Origin of the sequence: Aliidiomarina celeris, assembly GCF_003316875.1 — a bacterium.
GTDB classification, from domain to species: domain Bacteria; phylum Pseudomonadota; class Gammaproteobacteria; order Enterobacterales; family Alteromonadaceae; genus Aliidiomarina; species Aliidiomarina celeris.
The window spans coordinates 120,703-136,475 of sequence record NZ_QMIL01000002.1 but is presented as its reverse complement, the minus strand read 5'-3'; the positions used below and the strand labels follow the sequence as shown (position 1 = coordinate 136,475).

Annotated in this window: 14 protein-coding genes; 4 read left to right on the top strand and 10 right to left on the bottom strand. The window is 50.3% G+C overall.

Annotated elements, in window-relative coordinates:
• Window positions 1-177: 177 nt before the first annotated feature.
• Complete coding sequence (locus tag DQW12_RS04860) at window positions 178-1,962, top strand: DUF885 domain-containing protein (protein ID WP_113907212.1); 1,785 nt, start codon at window positions 178-180, stop codon at window positions 1,960-1,962.
• Between the two features lie 76 nt (window positions 1,963-2,038).
• Here the strand turns inward: DQW12_RS04860 and DQW12_RS04855 are convergent, their stop codons facing one another.
• On the bottom strand, window positions 2,039-2,686 hold the full coding sequence (locus DQW12_RS04855) for a c-type cytochrome (protein ID WP_113906736.1): 648 nt from the start codon (window positions 2,684-2,686) through the stop codon (window positions 2,039-2,041).
• A 184-nt stretch (window positions 2,687-2,870) separates the two neighbouring features.
• On the opposite strand from DQW12_RS04855, the gene yihA reads away from it, so the two are divergent.
• Both yihA and DQW12_RS04845 read left to right on the top strand, forming a co-directional pair.
• Window positions 2,871-3,509: a ribosome biogenesis GTP-binding protein YihA/YsxC gene (gene yihA, locus DQW12_RS04850; RefSeq protein ID WP_113906735.1), complete on the top strand. Its 639-nt coding sequence runs from the start codon at window positions 2,871-2,873 to the stop codon at window positions 3,507-3,509.
• Entirely contained in the window at window positions 3,502-4,392 is an 891-nt protein-coding gene (locus tag DQW12_RS04845) for a DMT family transporter (RefSeq protein WP_113906734.1), read from the top strand. The genes yihA and DQW12_RS04845 overlap by 8 nt, the downstream gene beginning before the upstream one ends.
• A gap of 16 nt (window positions 4,393-4,408) precedes the next feature.
• Here DQW12_RS04845 and polA read toward each other — a convergent pair whose 3' ends face one another.
• The 5 genes from polA to aroE form a co-directional block, all read right to left on the bottom strand.
• On the bottom strand, window positions 4,409-7,192 hold the full coding sequence (gene polA, locus DQW12_RS04840; RefSeq protein WP_113906733.1) for a DNA polymerase I: 2,784 nt from the start codon (window positions 7,190-7,192) through the stop codon (window positions 4,409-4,411).
• Between the two features lie 467 nt (window positions 7,193-7,659).
• Window positions 7,660-8,898, bottom strand: a complete 1,239-nt coding sequence (locus tag DQW12_RS04835; RefSeq protein ID WP_113906732.1) for a DUF945 family protein — start codon at window positions 8,896-8,898, stop codon at window positions 7,660-7,662.
• Window positions 8,899-8,945: 47 nt separating this feature from the next.
• A complete protein-coding gene (locus tag DQW12_RS04830) occupies window positions 8,946-9,686 on the bottom strand; it encodes a TetR/AcrR family transcriptional regulator (RefSeq protein WP_157957850.1) in 741 nt (246 codons plus the stop codon).
• A 31-nt stretch (window positions 9,687-9,717) separates the two neighbouring features.
• The gene (locus tag DQW12_RS04825) at window positions 9,718-11,733 is read right to left on the bottom strand and encodes an SLC13 family permease (protein WP_113906730.1); all 2,016 of its coding nucleotides are present in this window, start codon (window positions 11,731-11,733) and stop codon (window positions 9,718-9,720) included.
• Complete coding sequence (gene aroE / locus DQW12_RS04820; protein ID WP_113906729.1) at window positions 11,730-12,560, bottom strand: shikimate dehydrogenase; 831 nt, start codon at window positions 12,558-12,560, stop codon at window positions 11,730-11,732. Before aroE ends, DQW12_RS04825 begins: the two co-directional genes overlap by 4 nt.
• Between aroE and DQW12_RS04815 the strand changes: the two genes are divergently transcribed.
• Entirely contained in the window at window positions 12,559-12,969 is a 411-nt protein-coding gene (locus DQW12_RS04815; protein WP_113906728.1) for a group II truncated hemoglobin, read from the top strand. The genes aroE and DQW12_RS04815 overlap by 2 nt on opposite strands.
• On the opposite strand, the gene DQW12_RS04810 is transcribed toward DQW12_RS04815, so the two are convergent.
• From DQW12_RS04810 to DQW12_RS04795, 4 genes are all read right to left on the bottom strand, one after another.
• A complete protein-coding gene (locus tag DQW12_RS04810; RefSeq protein ID WP_113906727.1) occupies window positions 12,966-13,607 on the bottom strand; it encodes a hypothetical protein in 642 nt (213 codons plus the stop codon). The two genes, DQW12_RS04815 and DQW12_RS04810, sit on opposite strands and share 4 nt — an antisense overlap.
• 74 nt (window positions 13,608-13,681) lie before the next feature.
• On the bottom strand, window positions 13,682-14,605 hold the full coding sequence (hemF, locus tag DQW12_RS04805) for an oxygen-dependent coproporphyrinogen oxidase (protein WP_113906726.1): 924 nt from the start codon (window positions 14,603-14,605) through the stop codon (window positions 13,682-13,684).
• A complete protein-coding gene (tsaC, locus tag DQW12_RS04800) occupies window positions 14,602-15,195 on the bottom strand; it encodes an L-threonylcarbamoyladenylate synthase type 1 TsaC (protein ID WP_370444349.1) in 594 nt (197 codons plus the stop codon). Before tsaC ends, hemF begins: the two co-directional genes overlap by 4 nt.
• 38 nt (window positions 15,196-15,233) lie before the next feature.
• Window positions 15,234-15,755, bottom strand: a complete 522-nt coding sequence (locus DQW12_RS04795) for a DNA topoisomerase family protein (RefSeq protein ID WP_113906725.1) — start codon at window positions 15,753-15,755, stop codon at window positions 15,234-15,236.
• Between the last annotated feature and the right edge of the window lie 18 nt (window positions 15,756-15,773).

Below are 15,773 nucleotides of genomic sequence, written 5' to 3'. Positions count from 1 at the left end.
CTAAATCATCAGCAGATGGCAAGTGTTTTTTCGGCAAAAGCGTAATTTTTATGACAAACCCGTTAATTTACCTTTACGTTTTGCTATACCAAACGCGATAGTTTGGTGTATTCGCAACGCTACGACATTCAGCATACAATGAAGCTTCGTTATTTTGAATTTTTACAGAGGTATACCATGCGTCAATTTCTTTTCGCCAGCTTTCTCACCGTAAGCGTTTCGCTAGCGGTGAGTGGTTGCGCCACGAGCCCAGCCGAACCTGAGGCGCTAGCCGCGAACCCCAACCAGCAATTTGAAACCCTTGCCAATGAGGCTTGGAACTATAATCGTATGCAGTATCCAAGTGTACTTGCACGCCAAGGCGACGCGTCTGCTGCCGGAAAGCTCATGGACAATTCACCAGAGGCACTGGCTGCCCGTTACCGCGCCAGAAAAGCATTTTACGAGCAACTCGAAGCGATAGACCCGAATACCTTGTCGGAAAATAACCAGATTAACCGCGACATGATTATGTACGCGCTACGCAACCAACTTTCTAATTACGAATACGACATGTATTTAACACCACTTACCAACGAAACCGGACCGCATAATGCCGTGGCTCGTTCTGTTGCGAACGAACGTATTCGTAACGTAACTGACGCACAAAATTACATTGCTAAATTAAATGCTATTCCGGCGGCCTTGCAGCAGCAAGCGGACTACATGCGCGAGGGCATTCAACGCGGTATTACTCAGCCTGCAGTAGTGTTATACGGTATGCCCGACAGTATTCAGGCCTATATTAAAGCAAATCCAACCGCCAGCGTATTCTATGGCCCTATCGCCGCTGCACAAACCCGTTTGAGCGAAGCGGACTTTAGAGCCATAGACATTGAGGCGCAAACCGTCATTAGCACACAAGTAAATTTGGCCTACAGCGACTTTCATGACTTCATGGTGAATGAATATATCCCCAATGCTCGCCAAGACATTGCCGCCATAAACTTGCCCAATGGTGAAGCCTTTTACGCTAACCGCGTAAAGCACTACACCACTACAGATTTAACACCGGAAGAAATTCATAATATTGGTTTGCAAGAAGTTCGCCGTATTCGCAACGAAATGCAGCAGGTTATCGACGAATTGGGGTTTGAAGGCTCATTTGCCGACTTTATTGACTTTTTACGCTCCGACCCGCAGTTTTACGCAACCAGCGCTGAGGAATTACTTAAAGAAGCAGCCTACATTGCGAAGAAAGCCGACGCCGTACTTCCTCGTTTCTTTAAACATTTGCCACGCACGCCCTACGGTGTAGTCGCGGTACCTGCCGAAATTGCCCCCACCTACACAACCGGCCGTTATGCCGGTTCAAATAGTGAATACGACGCCGGCTATTACTGGGTAAATACCTATGCGCTTGATCGCCGCCCCTTGTATGAACTCGAAGCCTTAACTTTGCATGAAGCCGTGCCCGGTCACCACCTGCAAATAGCGTTAGCACAAGAAATGGAAAATGTTCCAGACTATCGCAAATCTACCTACATTAGTGCGTTCGGTGAGGGCTGGGGGCTCTATGCGGAGTACTTAGGGTTAGAAGCCGGCTTTTACCAAGACCCCTACAGTAACTTTGGTCGCCTAACCTACGAAATGTGGCGCGCTGCTCGGCTTGTGGTAGACACCGGCATGCATACCATGGGTTGGAGCCGCGACCAAGCAGTGGAGTTTATGGCGAGCAATACAGCCTTGTCGATGCACAACGTGAATACCGAAATTGACCGTTACATTAGCTGGCCAGCGCAAGCGCTGTCGTACAAGCTTGGTGAGCTCCTTATACGCCAACTTCGTGCCGAAGCAGAAACAGCACTCGGCGACGACTTCGATATTCGTGAGTTCCATTACCAAGTGCTGCGTAATGGCAGTATTCCGCTGGCAACGCTAGAAGCGCAAGTTCGCGCTTACATTGAAAGCAGCAAAAACTAGTACAACTGCAAGGCAACAGCTACAAAAAAGCCCACTTCGAAGTGGGCTTTTTCTTAAATCACAGTAAGGTTATTGCTTAATACAAACCACGGATATACTGCGAAAGAACTTCAATGTCGCGGTCCGTTAATCGAGTAGCAATATCACGCATCATTGCATTCGGGTCGTTAGCACGCTCACCTGAGCGGAAATGCTCGAGCTGTAACTTGGTGTATTCTGGGTGCTGCCCACTTAATAATGGGAACATGGCTTGCCCCATACCGGCACCGCTTGGCCCATGACACGCCGCACAGGCTGTGATACCGCGCTCTATGTCACCGCCCATAAACAACGCCTGCCCTTCGGCAATCAGCTCTTCTGGCGTTCCGCCTACCTGATTTTCTTGGCCACTAAAATAAGCGGCAAGATCATACATATCTTGTTCCGACAAGTTCGCAACCTGATCAGCCATTAAAATATTATAACGACCACGCTCTCCATTGCTTTCAACACCGGTTTTGTAGTCGCGCAGCTGCTTTACAATGTAACGCACATGCTGGCCGGCGATATTCGGGAAATCACCCACCGCGCTGTTGCCGTCTGGTCCGTGACACGCCGCACAGGTTTGTGCTTTCTGTTGGCCCGCTTCCGCGTCGCCAATCATGCGCTCTACTCTTTGTTCTTCGGCCGCCGACACATGGCCAGCTAAAAATAACATTCCACATAGAATTGCGAGTTTTTTCATGATCTCTCTTCTCTGCATTCGGTCGGGTAAAGCACCCGGAAATCAAATCGCTCTGCATTTAACCGTCGTTATTTTACACGAAACTACGCGCGATGAAACGTCTGATTCGCGTTCAATGATTGGACTCATGCACTTTATCGTTCATAATACGGCTCATTTCGCAGTATGGTACAGGAACTTAAGTATGTCCGAGCCCGTAAAATTTCAGCAAGCGCGGTTTCTGACCAGTGCGCCTACCATTAAACACTTATCTGCCGATCAAGGCTTGGAAATTGCGTTCGCAGGCCGATCAAATGCCGGAAAGTCTAGCGCACTCAATACCTTAACGCGCCAGCGTGCATTGGCACGAACCAGTAAAACACCCGGCCGCACACAACAAATCAATATTTTTGAGCTCGACGAACAACGGCGGCTTGTGGATTTGCCCGGCTATGGTTTTGCTAAAGTGCCCATCGCCATGAAAGAAGCCTGGCAAAAATCGCTCTCAGAATATTTGCAGCAACGTAAATGTTTACGCGGTTTGGTGGTGCTGATGGACATTCGCCATCCATTTCGCGATGCCGATCAAGAACTGATTCATTGGGCGGTCGACAGCAACATTCCAGTGCTGGCTGTATTAACCAAAGCCGACAAATTAAAAAGCGGTGCGCGTAAAGCTGCGTTATTGCAGGCACAAGAAGCCGTTCCTGGTTTTGGCGGCGATGTCGAGGTCATTACCTTTTCGTCATTAAAAAAGACCGGTTTAGAACAACTCGAAGTCGTGCTTCAGCGCTGGTTCGCCGCTACCCCTATTGGAGCTCCCGCAGACCAAAGCAATGAATGAACAGTATCCAGCCTCCGCGTGGGCGAAATTAGGCGTACTTGCGCTTGTCTGGGGAAGTAGTTTCTTTCTCATCAAAAAGGGCCTACAGAGCTTTACTCCGCTAGAAGTGGCGGCAGTACGGTTAGCCGCTGCCGCTGCGGTATTAGCGCCCTTTTCGATACTCCGCATGAAGCGTATCAAGCGGCATCAATGGCCGGTTATTTTGTCGGTCGGACTCACCGGTAGCATGCTCCCCGCCTTTTTGTTTGCGTTTGCGCAAACCCAAGTCGACAGCGGTGTTACCGGAGCACTTAATGCCATGACGCCGTTGTTTACGTTAATTATTGGCGCCATTATTTTTAAACAATGGGTAGGATTACGCACCGTTGTAGGCCTTATGGTTGGGTTTTGCGGAACGCTCACCTTGGTATTGTTAAATGCAACGGGAGCTTTGGTGCTAAACGGTTACGCGCTCTTTATTGTGTTAGCCACCTGCTGCTACGGCATGAATTTAAACCTGATCAAAACCTATTTGCCCGATCAAAGTCCGCTCACCATTACCGGCGTAAGCCTGCTCATGGTGTTGCCTGTCGCTATTTTGTATCTGGTCGGGCCAGGTGAAGTGGGCAGTAAATTGGTTTCGCCGGAGGCGTGGCTGTCGCTCTCTGCCGTGCTCGCTCTTGGCGTTTTTGGGACTGCACTTGCGCTTATTTTGTTTAATCACTTAGTGCAAATCGGCACCACTGTGTTTGCCAGTTCTGTTACTTATCTTATTCCCATTGTGGCCATGATTCTCGGCGCTCTCGATGGCGAACGTATTGGCATTTGGCAAGTTGGCGGCATGGGCCTTATTTTGCTCGGCGTGTGGCTTGCCAACCGCAAGCCACGCGTTTCACCACCCTAACGAAGAACAAGCGCACTTAGTGCGCTTCCTCCCAGTTCTCACCAACGCCCGCCTCTGCAATTAATGGTACGTCTATTTTTACCGCGTTTTCCATAATCTTGCTCAGTGTCGCCACATGGGTGTCGATACAGTCTTCACGAATTTCAAACACCAGCTCATCGTGTACTTGCATGGTTAAGTAAACTTCGCCAGAAGCGGGCTCTGTGTGCAACCATTCATTCACGTCGAGCATGGCCTTCTTCATAATGTCGGCAGCAGACCCTTGCATTGGCGCATTGATAGCGGCACGCTCAGCAGCCTTGCGGCGCATACCATTTTGGGCATTAATCTCCGGCAAATAGAGCCGACGACCAAAGAGCGTTTCCACGTATCCGTGCGCTTTGGCTTGCTCGCGCGTTCGCTCCATATAGCCAAGCACGCCCGGGAAGCGCTCAAAATAAATATCCATATACGACTTCGCTTCCGCTTGAGTAATGCCGAGTTGATTAGAAAGACCAAACGCCGACATGCCATAAATCAAGCCAAAGTTAACCGCCTTTGCCCGGCGGCGTTGCTCACTGCTTACCTCTTCAAGGGCTACGCCAAAAACTTCTGCCGCGGTTGAGCGGTGAATATCGCGGCCACGTGCAAAAGCTTCAAGCAAGCCCTCAGACTGTGACAAGTGGGCCATAATACGAAGCTCAATTTGACTGTAGTCAATCGCAACTATTTTGTAGCCTTGCGGCGCCACAAAGGCCTTGCGAACACGGCGCCCAGCTTCATTTCGAATTGGAATGTTTTGTAAGTTGGGTTCCGTTGAAGACAACCGCCCAGTCGCCGTAACGGCCTGATGATAAGACGTGTGGATGCGCTTCGTTTGCGGGTTTATCATGCGTGGAAGCTTGTCCGTGTAAGTTGACTTCAGCTTCGCTAAGCCGCGGTGGCGAAGAATTAGATCCGGTAATGGATAGTCCAATGCTAAGTCCTGCAGCACATCTTCAGCCGTAGACGGCGCCCCTTTCGGCGTTTTCTTTTTAATCGGCAAGCCTAACTGATCAAAGAGAATGGTTTGCAGCTGTTTGGTGGAGTTGAGGTTAAAGGGCTCCCCGGCAATGGCAAACGCCTCTTGCTCTATTTCTTTCAGCTCTTTTTCAATTTCCTGGCTTTGCTTACCCAACCGCTCTGGGTCGACCAATACGCCACGTCGCTCCATCATCGCTAACACCGGCAATAGCGGGAGCTCAAGCTCCGCAAGCACCCGTTTAAGCCCTTCGTGTTCTGCTACCTTCGGCCACAATACCTCGTGCAGGCGCAAGGTTACATCGGCGTCTTCTGCTGCGTATGGCGCCGCGGCCGAAATAGGAACCTGATCAAAACGCTTCTGTTTTGCGCCCTTGCCCGCTACATCTGCGTAAGCGATAGTTTTATGCCCTAAATACTGTAGGCTCAGCGTGTCCATGTCGTGCCGCGAGCTCACGCTATTGAGCACATAAGACGCCAACATGGTGTCGTTTAAAATACCCGCTAGCCGAATGTCGTAGTTACGCAGCACATGCAAATCGTATTTTAAGTTTTGGCCTACCTTTTTGGGTGTTTTGTCTTCCAAAATAGGCTTAAGTGCGGCAAGAACATCATCCCGCGAAAGCTGTTGCGGGCCGTCGATGTCTTGGTGAGCAACTGGAATATAGCAGGCCTCGCCGGGTGCGGTTGCGAACGACAAGCCCACAATTTCTGCTTCCATGTAATTTAAACTGGTGGTTTCGGTGTCTACTGCAAAGTAGTCAGCCGCTTTAAGTTTATCAATCCAAGCTTCGAGTGCCGCTTTATCGGTTACAACATCGTATGCGTCGGTCGCAATACTTCCGCCGCTGTTGGCGTCCGAACTGTCGGTGTTTGTGGAGTCGTTAGTGTCACCTTGTAACTCGGGTGCGCGTTCACCAGCCTCAAGCAGCTCGCCAAGCCAGCGACGAAACTCACATTGCTTGTACAGCGCCATTAACGCGTTCTGATCAGGCTCTGTCAGCGTTAGCTTTTCAGGCCGCAGCTCCATCTCAACGTCGAGCTTTATGGTTGCCAATTCGCGCGACAAGAGCAACAGCTCTTGATGCTCTCGAATTTTCGCAGGCATGGTTTTTGCGCCGCGAAATGACAACTCTGCTACCGCATCGGGGTTTGCTAACATGGCGTCGATGCTGCCAATACCTTGCAAAAGCTTCTGCGCTGTTTTTTCGCCCACACCAGGTAAGCCCGGAATATTGTCTGAGCTGTCGCCCATTAATGCTAAATAATCAATAATTTGTTCAGGGCGAACACCAAACTTTTCTTCCACTTGCTCGCCTTGTAGCACGGTATTAGTCATGGTGTTAATCAAGGTAACCTGGTCGTTTACCAGTTGCGCCATGTCTTTGTCGCCAGTGCTAATAAGCGTATGCCGGCCTTCCTCTGCGGCTTGCACCGCGAGGGTACCAATCACGTCGTCGGCTTCCACCCCGTCAACCACCACTAAAGGCAGCCCCATTGCTTTGATAATAGCGTGCAGGGGTTCTATCTGGCTGCGAAGGTCGTCGGGCATAGGTGGACGATTCGCCTTATAGGCCTCATACATGTCATTTCTGAATGTTTTCCCCTTTGCATCGAACACCACCGCCATATGGCTTGGCTGATATTGCTTGAGCAAACTACGCAACATATTCACCACGCCATAAATTGCGCCCGTGGGTTCACCCGCCGAGTTGGTTAAATGCGGTGGCGCATGATAAGCGCGGAATAAATAAGAAGAGCCGTCGACCAGAATAAAAGGGTGTTTCGGAATGCTTGCCATGAACGTGTCCAACTCAATAAGCCATGCGAATAAGCGCTAAGCATGCCACAAGTTGGGCACTGATTGCGACAAGAGGAGTGCAGGATCCACAATCATGAGCTGTGACGAAGCTGTGGATAACTCTGTGTGCAAATAGTTTTAGCTGCCGTGTGTTGAAACAGGTTCAACAGCAGCATCATATACGCAAGTGCTTGTTTATTAACGGGATGGTACGACTTTTTACCCGGGATAAGCGTTTGTTTTTATATTTTTAGCCGATTGTGGAAACTCGTTGCGAGCTTACTCTGTAAACCCTAATGAAGGTTTCAACCGGTCGAACAGAGTACCACAAACTCTGATCTGATCCAGCGCTATTTGATCTTTTTTTAACAACCTTTTGATCCTTCGAGAAAGCTTTTAAGAATCAATTTGCATGAAAATAAAAGGAGCGCCGCGACGCTCCTTTCCTCTACTTTCATTGCTAGCGCTTATTCGCTTACTTTTACACCGTTAACGGTAACGCCTGTAGCTTCGCTGTATTCTAAAACCCAAGGGAATTCGCGATTTGGCACACCTAAGCTTTGCAGGCTTACCTTCATGAGCTCGGGCAATTCCGCTATGTTCAGTTTTACATTTACAGAAGCCAGCCACGCTTGGAGTTCTTGCTCAAACTCTTCATGGTTACCGCTAAATGAACCCGGCGGTAAGCTCAGGTCACCTGTCGCGGCCACTGTACCAAGGCTGTCATAACGCACGTTGAGGCGCTCTAATTGACCTTCTGCGCCAGCTTCCATAATGGTATTGATATAGCTCGCCATTTGCTCAAGCTCTGCTTCGCTGGGCTCCTCAAACTCGTCGTTGGGAGCCACCTGCAGCACCTCTTGAACATAGTCATTGACCGCCATCACCGACTCATAATGAAAGCCTTGCACTGCGAACGCCATATCTGCAGCAAAAGCATTGCTCATATAGTCTCCGTTCGGAGCCGTTACCGATAGCGTCAAGTCGATACCTTCACCACTTCGTTGCCAACCAAGCAAGGCCGCAAAGTCGGAGAAATTCAGCTGCAAGTATTCGCTGGAAAATTGGCCAATACTGTAGCGTATTTGTTGCCGCTCCAACCAATCCTTGTCGTTTATTTCCGCTTGCGACACTACGTTTACATTTTGAATCTTTATTCCGTCTATCCACTCGCCATTCACTTCTTCCCGCACTAACAACTCAGGCAATACAAGTTCAACGTGTTGTGCTGTGTCCGTCACCACTGCGCGCATTACCGCCGCTTCGTGGGTGATAGTGGCTTCGCCTTCCTGGTAGTTTAACGGCGCTAACACATATTCAATGGTGCCGCCCTCAGCGCTTAAGGTGCCTGACGAAGTCAGCGCATTTTCACCATAAAGATCTGCCAACGACTTGCCGCTTAAAGCTAAGCTGGTTTCGCCGACAAAGCGAGAACGTAAAAACCCATGAGTAATCTGAAAGTTTTCTACCCACTCAAATTCTTCCTGCAGTGACTCAATAGTAGGCTTTATGGTGACTTTGAGTTCCGCACTCCGCCAACCTTTACGCTGCCATTCGTAGTCAATCACCGCAATGCTTTGTTGCGTAAGTTGCGCCTTCGCTAACTCTTGGTCAAGGAACTGGGTTACTTGTTTGCCGGTTACCGTAACGGCTACCAACCAAGCTATTACCACTGCGCCCACAACCACTCCAATTAACTTTTTCATCGTGCATCCTTATTGTATTTATTGAGGTCCAAAAACATAACGGTCCATTAATTTCGCTGAAACCAGCGCTGCAAAACACCGCTTTTTTCTGGTGCATTAGTATGGAGCTCGAAGAATCCGGCCCATAACTGCACCAATCCGGTTTGCGCCATTGGCATAAAATCCGGCTGCAACGCACTAAGCCCCGGCCCTTTCAGCAACGACTTAATCGACACCGCAGGATGGCAAATTTGCCAACACCCTAGCATAAATGCGTAACTTTGAATGAGTACCCGCTGCGCTTCATCTACCGACTGCTCGGGTAGTTTCGCAGCCTCAACAATTTTACGTGCAGTTGCGCGATAGTCTTGCGCAAGCTTGGTTTTATGATTCAGTAAGTCTTTTTTCTCAATGGCAGGCTCTAGCTGGAATTGCCCAAGGCAAGCCAATGCCCATAAATGCGGCTGCTTGGTGTGAAAACTCATGAGCGCTTGTACCACACCGTCTTGTATATCGTGCCGAATAAAGCGCAACTGATGACGAACCTCCGCCAACCAGCCATGTAAGTTCTGCTCGAGCAGCGACATGTAAATGGCTTCTTTACTGTCAAAGTAAATGTAAGCTGTGCCTTTTGCCACGCCCGCTTTTTGCGCAATGGCGTTAATCGTTGGCAACTGCCCTTGTTGGGCTAAGAAAAGCGTTAACGCTGCCTGCACCAAACTGTCCCGCCGTATGTCTTTTTCTTTTGCTGTGCGAGCACGTTTTTTACCCTGCAAGCGATCGGTTGTTGCACTCACCTCGTCGTTCACTATCCGTTCCTCTTTTATTATCGGCAACAGGTTAAAGCGGCCACACTATGGGTAACATTACCATAGCAACTAAAATCACTAAAATTTCCATCGGCAGCCCCAGTTTCCAGTAGTCACCGAAGCGGAACCCGCCGGGCCCGAGTATTAACGTGTTGTTTTGATGCCCTATTGGCGTTAAAAATGCGCAACTTGCACCCACCGCCACTGCCATTAAAAAGGCGTCACCATTCACACCCAGTTGATTCGCAATACTCAACGCTATCGGGCACATTACCGCCGCCGTCGCGGCATTATTCATAAAGTCGGACAGGGTCATGGAAAGTACCAAGATAAGCCCCAATGCTACCAACGGGTATTGGTCCGCGCCAAACCTTAAGAGTTGATTGGCCAACCAGTCTGCCGCACCCGTCGACGACATCGCGCCAGCGACCGGTATGAGCGCTGCGAGCAATACCACAACCGACCAGTCTATACTCTCATAAACTTGGCGCAGGGGCAGTAGGCGGAATGCCATAATAGCGACAACGCCACCGGCAAAAGAAAGTGCTGCAGGCATAAGCCCAAGTGCCGCTCCAAGCACAGCAAAGAGCATAATAGCCGAGGCCATAATTGCACGCCGTCGGCTCGGCACTCTAATGGTGCGCTCAGCTAAAGGCACGCAACCAAAGTTTGCCGCAAAGTTTGCCAGCCGCTCCGGTTCACCTTGCATCAAAATAACGTCGCCCGGTGCAATGCGTGTTTTCCGTAGCCTCTGCACCGTTTGCTTGCCCTGACGCGAAATCGCTAACATGTTCAAATTATAACGAGAGCGTAACTGCAACTCCTGTGCAGTTTGATTCGCTATTTTCGCGTCGGGCAACACCACCATTTCAACCAACACAATTTCACTACTGTCAGAACCGCGCGGGGCGTCTGCTGCAGCGGGTTGGTTTGGGTCACGCAAGCCCACCTGCACACCTCGTAAGGTTCGCTCACTGCTCACGGTAACGCGACGATCGAACCAACGGCTCCTGCCCTTGGTAGGAATGTCGGGTGTCGCATTTTGCGCTGAAACCTGCTCTTTAACATGAGAATAGTCGGCCGTAGGTCCATCTTGGTCAAGCCGTTCAACGTTTTCTATTTCGCCAAGGTCTTCGCTGCCTGCCTTCGGCTCTGGGCGCACGTTTTCCAATAAACGTAAGCCAATATTCGACAGCATTTGGCTGAGCTTTTCCGGCTCTGCTTCAATCATCAGCAAGTCGCCTTCTTTCAGCTTTTTGTTCCAGTGCGGTGTTATCACCTTTTCGCCGTCTCGAACCATACCTAACAACTGTGCGTCAGAGTCTTCGAGTAGCCGCTCTAAATCCCAAATGGTTTGCCCCTCTGCTTTGCCGCCGCCAACCACTTTCACTTCCGTTAAATAACGGCCCGTGTCAAAACTATCAGCGTCTGTCCGTTGCCGCGCAGGCACCAAGCGCCAGCCAAAAGCCGCTAAAAAGATCACGCCAATAACCGCAACGGCGCCACCCACAGGCGTAAAGGCGAACATACCAAACCCTTGGTCTGAATATTCAGCGCGAAAGCCAGCCACAATAAGATTCGGTGGTGTTCCAACGAGTGTCGTCATACCGCCTAAAATAGCACCAAAGGAAATGGGCATGAGTACCTGGCCCGGCGCTATTCCTAATCGTGAGGCGAGTTGAATAGCAACCGGCATCAGTAACGCCATGGCCCCTACATTATTCATAAAAGCCGACATACAAGCCGCGAGAGCTGTGAGCGCTGCGATGGTTTTGGTCGGGCTCGACGAACGAGGGCTTAATTTGTATGCCACCACGTCTATCGCGCCGGTTGCCTGCAAGCTATAACTCAACACCAGCACACAAGCTACGGTAATCACTGCAGGGTGGCTAAAGCCCAAAAATACCAGCTCACTTGGAATGAGCCCCACCACCACACAGGCCGTTAACGCCAACACCGCAACCACGTCGTGGCGGTATTTGCCCCAAATGAAAAGCACTACGGTTGCCGTTAGTATGGCCAGAATCAATAACTGCTCAATATTCATGGTGCGCTCCAGAGCCCGTTTTGCCGGCGAAGTAACGCCATCACTGAGCTGGTATCGGGTGTCACCCCTGTCCACAGCCGAAAGCTTTCCGCTGCTTGCCCGATCAACATGCCAAGGCCGTCCTGTACTTTACAACCATGGCCCGTTGCCCATTGCATAAACGCTGTAGCTTTGTCGCCATACACCATGTCGTAGCACAAGGGTTTGCCGCGCAGCACACGTTCAGAAATCGGTGGTCGCTCTTGCTGCAAACCGCTCGCGGTCGCATTAATAACAATGTCAAAATGAGGGTTTGGCATACTGGTGAGAGCACCCGCGGAGACCGGCTCCGACGCTTGAAAAATACTACGCACTAATTGTTCTGCGCGCTCTGGCGTTCGATTCACCACATGGAGGTGTTCAATCCCCGCAGCCACAAGGGGTGGCGCAACGCCTCGTGCCGCACCGCCGGCTCCAATTAATAGCACACGCATGCCGGTTAACGGGCCGCAGAAACGCTGCAAGTCCTTCACCAACCCTACACCATCCGTATTACTGCCAAGCCATTTGTTGCCTACTTGCCTTAAAGTATTCAAAGCCCCTGTTTGCTGAACCAAGGGGTCTAACTCATCGGCCAACGTAAGCGCCAACTCTTTAAGCGGGAGTGTTATGTTGGCACCAACGCCTCCTTCTTTAACAAACCGCTGGAAGTTTTTCGTTAACTGCTCCGGCGGTGTTAGAATGCGGCGATAGTCAATTCGTAAGCCGGCTTGCTCCGCAAATTGTTGATGTATTTGCGGCGACAAACTATGGCGTATCGGCTCACCAAAAACAGCTAACTGAATCATGTTTAAAAAATTCCTTACAGGCCAGTCGAGATTACCAGCAACACCTTATGAACGGCTCGGTGGCGAAGCTCAAGTGCGGGCAATTGCCGAACGCTTTTACGATATTATGAGCACAGATCCGGTCGCAGGTGAACTATTAGCGTTACATCCGCAACCATTAGACACCATTCGGCAGAAATTTTTCGAATTTTTAAGTGGTTGGCTAGGCGGGCCAGGGCTATTTGAAGAAAAATATGGCCACCCACGTTTGCGCGCGCGGCATTTACCTTTTCAAATCGACATTAACATGCGTGATCAGTGGCTACACTGCATGTATCAAACATTAAACGAGCAGGTCGCCGATAACGATTTACGCCATGAACTGCGCCAGCGCTTCACCGCGCTAGCGCACCACATGATCAATACTTAAGCGCCTGAATTGGCTTTCTGCTGTTTTGCACGTATGCGCTCAATACGACCGTTAAAGCCCGTTTGTGTTTTGTCGTCGAGACCGAATTCAAGGGCCTTTTCGCACACGCTCACGGCCTCGTCAAACTGCTGGTCTTCGAGCAATAAGTTGGCGTAGTTCTGGAAGGTCATCACTTGCGGTAGCTTGCCGCCATTGCTGTCTTTCAAGGGCTCAACAATGTCTGCAAACGCTTCTATATGCTGTGCTGACAAGGTTTTACAGGCGTCGCGCATAAGCGGCTGCTTACGATTCTTATAGGTCAGTTCCGTAAGCTGAGTAAAAATACGATGGCGAGTCAGCGCGTCTTGCTCGGCGGCGAGCGACTGTACGCGTTCGGCTATTTCCTCCGGCCACTCCGTGAGTGACGCAACCTGCGGAGCCTTTTCTTGTTCCGGTTCTTGCTTCGGCTCTGGTTTTGGCTCTGGTTCAGGCTCCGACTCAGAGTTCGATTTCTGTTCCAGTTCCGGCGCTGGCTCTTGTTCCGGTTTTTCTAGTGGCTCCGCTGTTGCGTCGCTTGCTTTGGTGCCCGAGCCCTTTTTAAGGGTCCAAACAACGATTACAACTACAATTACAACAATTAAAAAGAATCCCGCACTCATTGCTTCTCATCCTGTTTAAAATTCAAACAGATGCAGCTTATAACGGATTCTTCAAACTGGCAAATTTGCGTGCTTTATAACCAATCTCGCGCCTTTAAATACGCTTGTAATTTGGCTTCTTCGCTGTCAGCTTCTGGTTCATACGCGTACTCCCAGCGTGCCAATGGTGGCATAGACATTAAAATAGACTCCGTACGGCCACCGGTTTGCAGACCAAACAGCGTGCCTCGGTCGTACACCAAATTAAATTCTACGTAACGGCCTCGGCGATAAAGTTGAAACTCACGTTCACGTTCACCATAAGGTGTATTTTTGCGCCGCTCGGCAATAGGAGCCCATGCTTTTAAATAGTGCTCACCCACAGAACGCATCAGCGCAAATGCATGCTCGAAGTCGAGTTCCCCAGCTGGGTTCGTATTGAGATCGTCAAAAAATAAACCACCGACGCCGCGGGTTTCGTTGCGGTGTTTCAAGAAAAAGTAGTCGTCACACCATTGTTTGTAGTGCTCGTAATAGTCTTTCCCAAAAGGCGCTACCGCTGCCTTCGACATTTCGTGCCAATGCACTACGTCTTCTTCAAAGGGGTAAAATGGCGTTAAATCAAAGCCGCCCCCAAACCACCACACCGGGGCTTCGCCTTCCTTTTCGGCAATAAAAAATCGCACATTCGCATGCGAAGTTGGTAAATACGGGTTGTGCGGATGTAAAACCAACGACACGCCACATGCATGAAAGCTACGGCCAGCAAGTTCCGGCCGATGCGCCGTTGCCGAGGCGGGCATTTGCGCGCCATACACATGCGAAAAATTGACACCGCCTTGCTCAATCACGTTACCGTGGCGCATCACGCGGGAGCGCCCGCCACCGCCTTCTGCTCGTTCCCAAGCGTCTTCATGAAACCGTCCTTGGCCGTCTACCTGTTCAACTCCGGCACAAATTTTATCTTGCAGCTCTACTAAAAACGCTTTTACCTGCGCAAGGTACTCATGTTCTTTCATGCCCGAAAGGTTTCTCCCGTTAATGGATTCAAAATACGCGACGGCTGTGCGTTACTACCGACCGGCTCATGCATAACCCAGTCCACCTCATCGCCGAACTCACTCACTACAGCGTCCGCAGTAATCAATGGCGGTTGCCCAGAGCGGTTTGCACTGGTGGAAACGAGAGCGGTTCCAAGCGCTTTACAAAGCTTCCGCGCGGGCTCAAAAGCGGTAACGCGCACCGCAATAGTGTTATGGTCGCCGCGCAAGTAACGCGGAACAGAAGCCTTCGCCGGCAATACCAGCGTAACCGCGCCTGGCCAATGCGAAAATACCGAAAAGCGTTTGTCTTGGCCAATCGCGCGGTCATCTACATAGTCGAGCAGCTGGCTGTAATCGGCAGCAATTAGAATAACGCCTTTTTCAATGGGGCGTTGCTTCAGTGCCAGTATCTTTCTTACTGCAATTTCATCATAAGGCGCACAGCCAAGGCCAAATACAGCTTCGGTAGGGTAAGCAAGAACACCGTGTGCCGCCATGGCTTCGCGCGCAGCCGTATAGTTGTCGTTCGTGTTTGAAGGCGTATTTGAAGGCGTAGCTGGATTCATAGTGGCTTGTTCTCGAACTTAAGGAATAAAGATATGGATTATATCGGCTCTCGCTTATAGCCGCATTCCTTTTGCGGACAACGCAGCGACTCGCGACCATGAAGTTTATGCTTGGTTAATACACCCCAACCACACTCCGGGCACTTTTCTGCCACCGGCTCATCATGCAGTGAATACTTGCATTTAGGATAAGCGTCGCACGCATAAAATGATTTGCCGTACTTGCTGGTTCTAAGCACCAAGTGGCCTTTCTTACACACCGGGCAACGGGGTGCATTTTGTTCGGCGGGTGCGTTCGGGTCGAGCATGTAGTGGCAATCGGGGAACGCTGAACAGCCCACAAAAAACCCATATTTGCCTTTTTTTAATAGCAGTTCAGCACCACAGTCGGGGCACACTTGGCCGGGTAAAGGTTGCGGCTCAAAATCGGTTTTTTCGTGTAAGGAACGGGTATAAGTGCAGCCTGGATACGCGCTGCACCCCCAAAAAGAATGTTTTCCGGAATGCAGAATCTTAAGTGCCTCACCGCATTTCGGGCACTGCTGATTGGGGTCGCTCATTTGCCTTCACCCCAAACA

Coding starts and splice junctions, on each gene's coding strand:
- DQW12_RS04810 (WP_113906727.1), bottom strand. CDS start 13,607: ATGAGTGCGGGATTCTTTTTAATTGTTGTAATTGTAGTTGTAATCGTT.
- DQW12_RS04860 (WP_113907212.1), top strand. CDS start 178: ATGCGTCAATTTCTTTTCGCCAGCTTTCTCACCGTAAGCGTTTCGCTA.
- DQW12_RS04825 (WP_113906730.1), bottom strand. CDS start 11,733: ATGAATATTGAGCAGTTATTGATTCTGGCCATACTAACGGCAACCGTA.
- hemF (WP_113906726.1), bottom strand. CDS start 14,605: ATGAAAGAACATGAGTACCTTGCGCAGGTAAAAGCGTTTTTAGTAGAG.
- yihA (WP_113906735.1), top strand. CDS start 2,871: ATGTCCGAGCCCGTAAAATTTCAGCAAGCGCGGTTTCTGACCAGTGCG.
- DQW12_RS04795 (WP_113906725.1), bottom strand. CDS start 15,755: ATGAGCGACCCCAATCAGCAGTGCCCGAAATGCGGTGAGGCACTTAAG.
- DQW12_RS04835 (WP_113906732.1), bottom strand. CDS start 8,898: ATGAAAAAGTTAATTGGAGTGGTTGTGGGCGCAGTGGTAATAGCTTGG.
- tsaC (WP_370444349.1), bottom strand. CDS start 15,195: ATGAATCCAGCTACGCCTTCAAATACGCCTTCAAACACGAACGACAAC.
- DQW12_RS04845 (WP_113906734.1), top strand. CDS start 3,502: ATGAATGAACAGTATCCAGCCTCCGCGTGGGCGAAATTAGGCGTACTT.
- DQW12_RS04855 (WP_113906736.1), bottom strand. CDS start 2,686: ATGAAAAAACTCGCAATTCTATGTGGAATGTTATTTTTAGCTGGCCAT.
- DQW12_RS04815 (WP_113906728.1), top strand. CDS start 12,559: ATGTTTAAAAAATTCCTTACAGGCCAGTCGAGATTACCAGCAACACCT.
- polA (WP_113906733.1), bottom strand. CDS start 7,192: ATGGCAAGCATTCCGAAACACCCTTTTATTCTGGTCGACGGCTCTTCT.
- aroE (WP_113906729.1), bottom strand. CDS start 12,560: ATGATTCAGTTAGCTGTTTTTGGTGAGCCGATACGCCATAGTTTGTCG.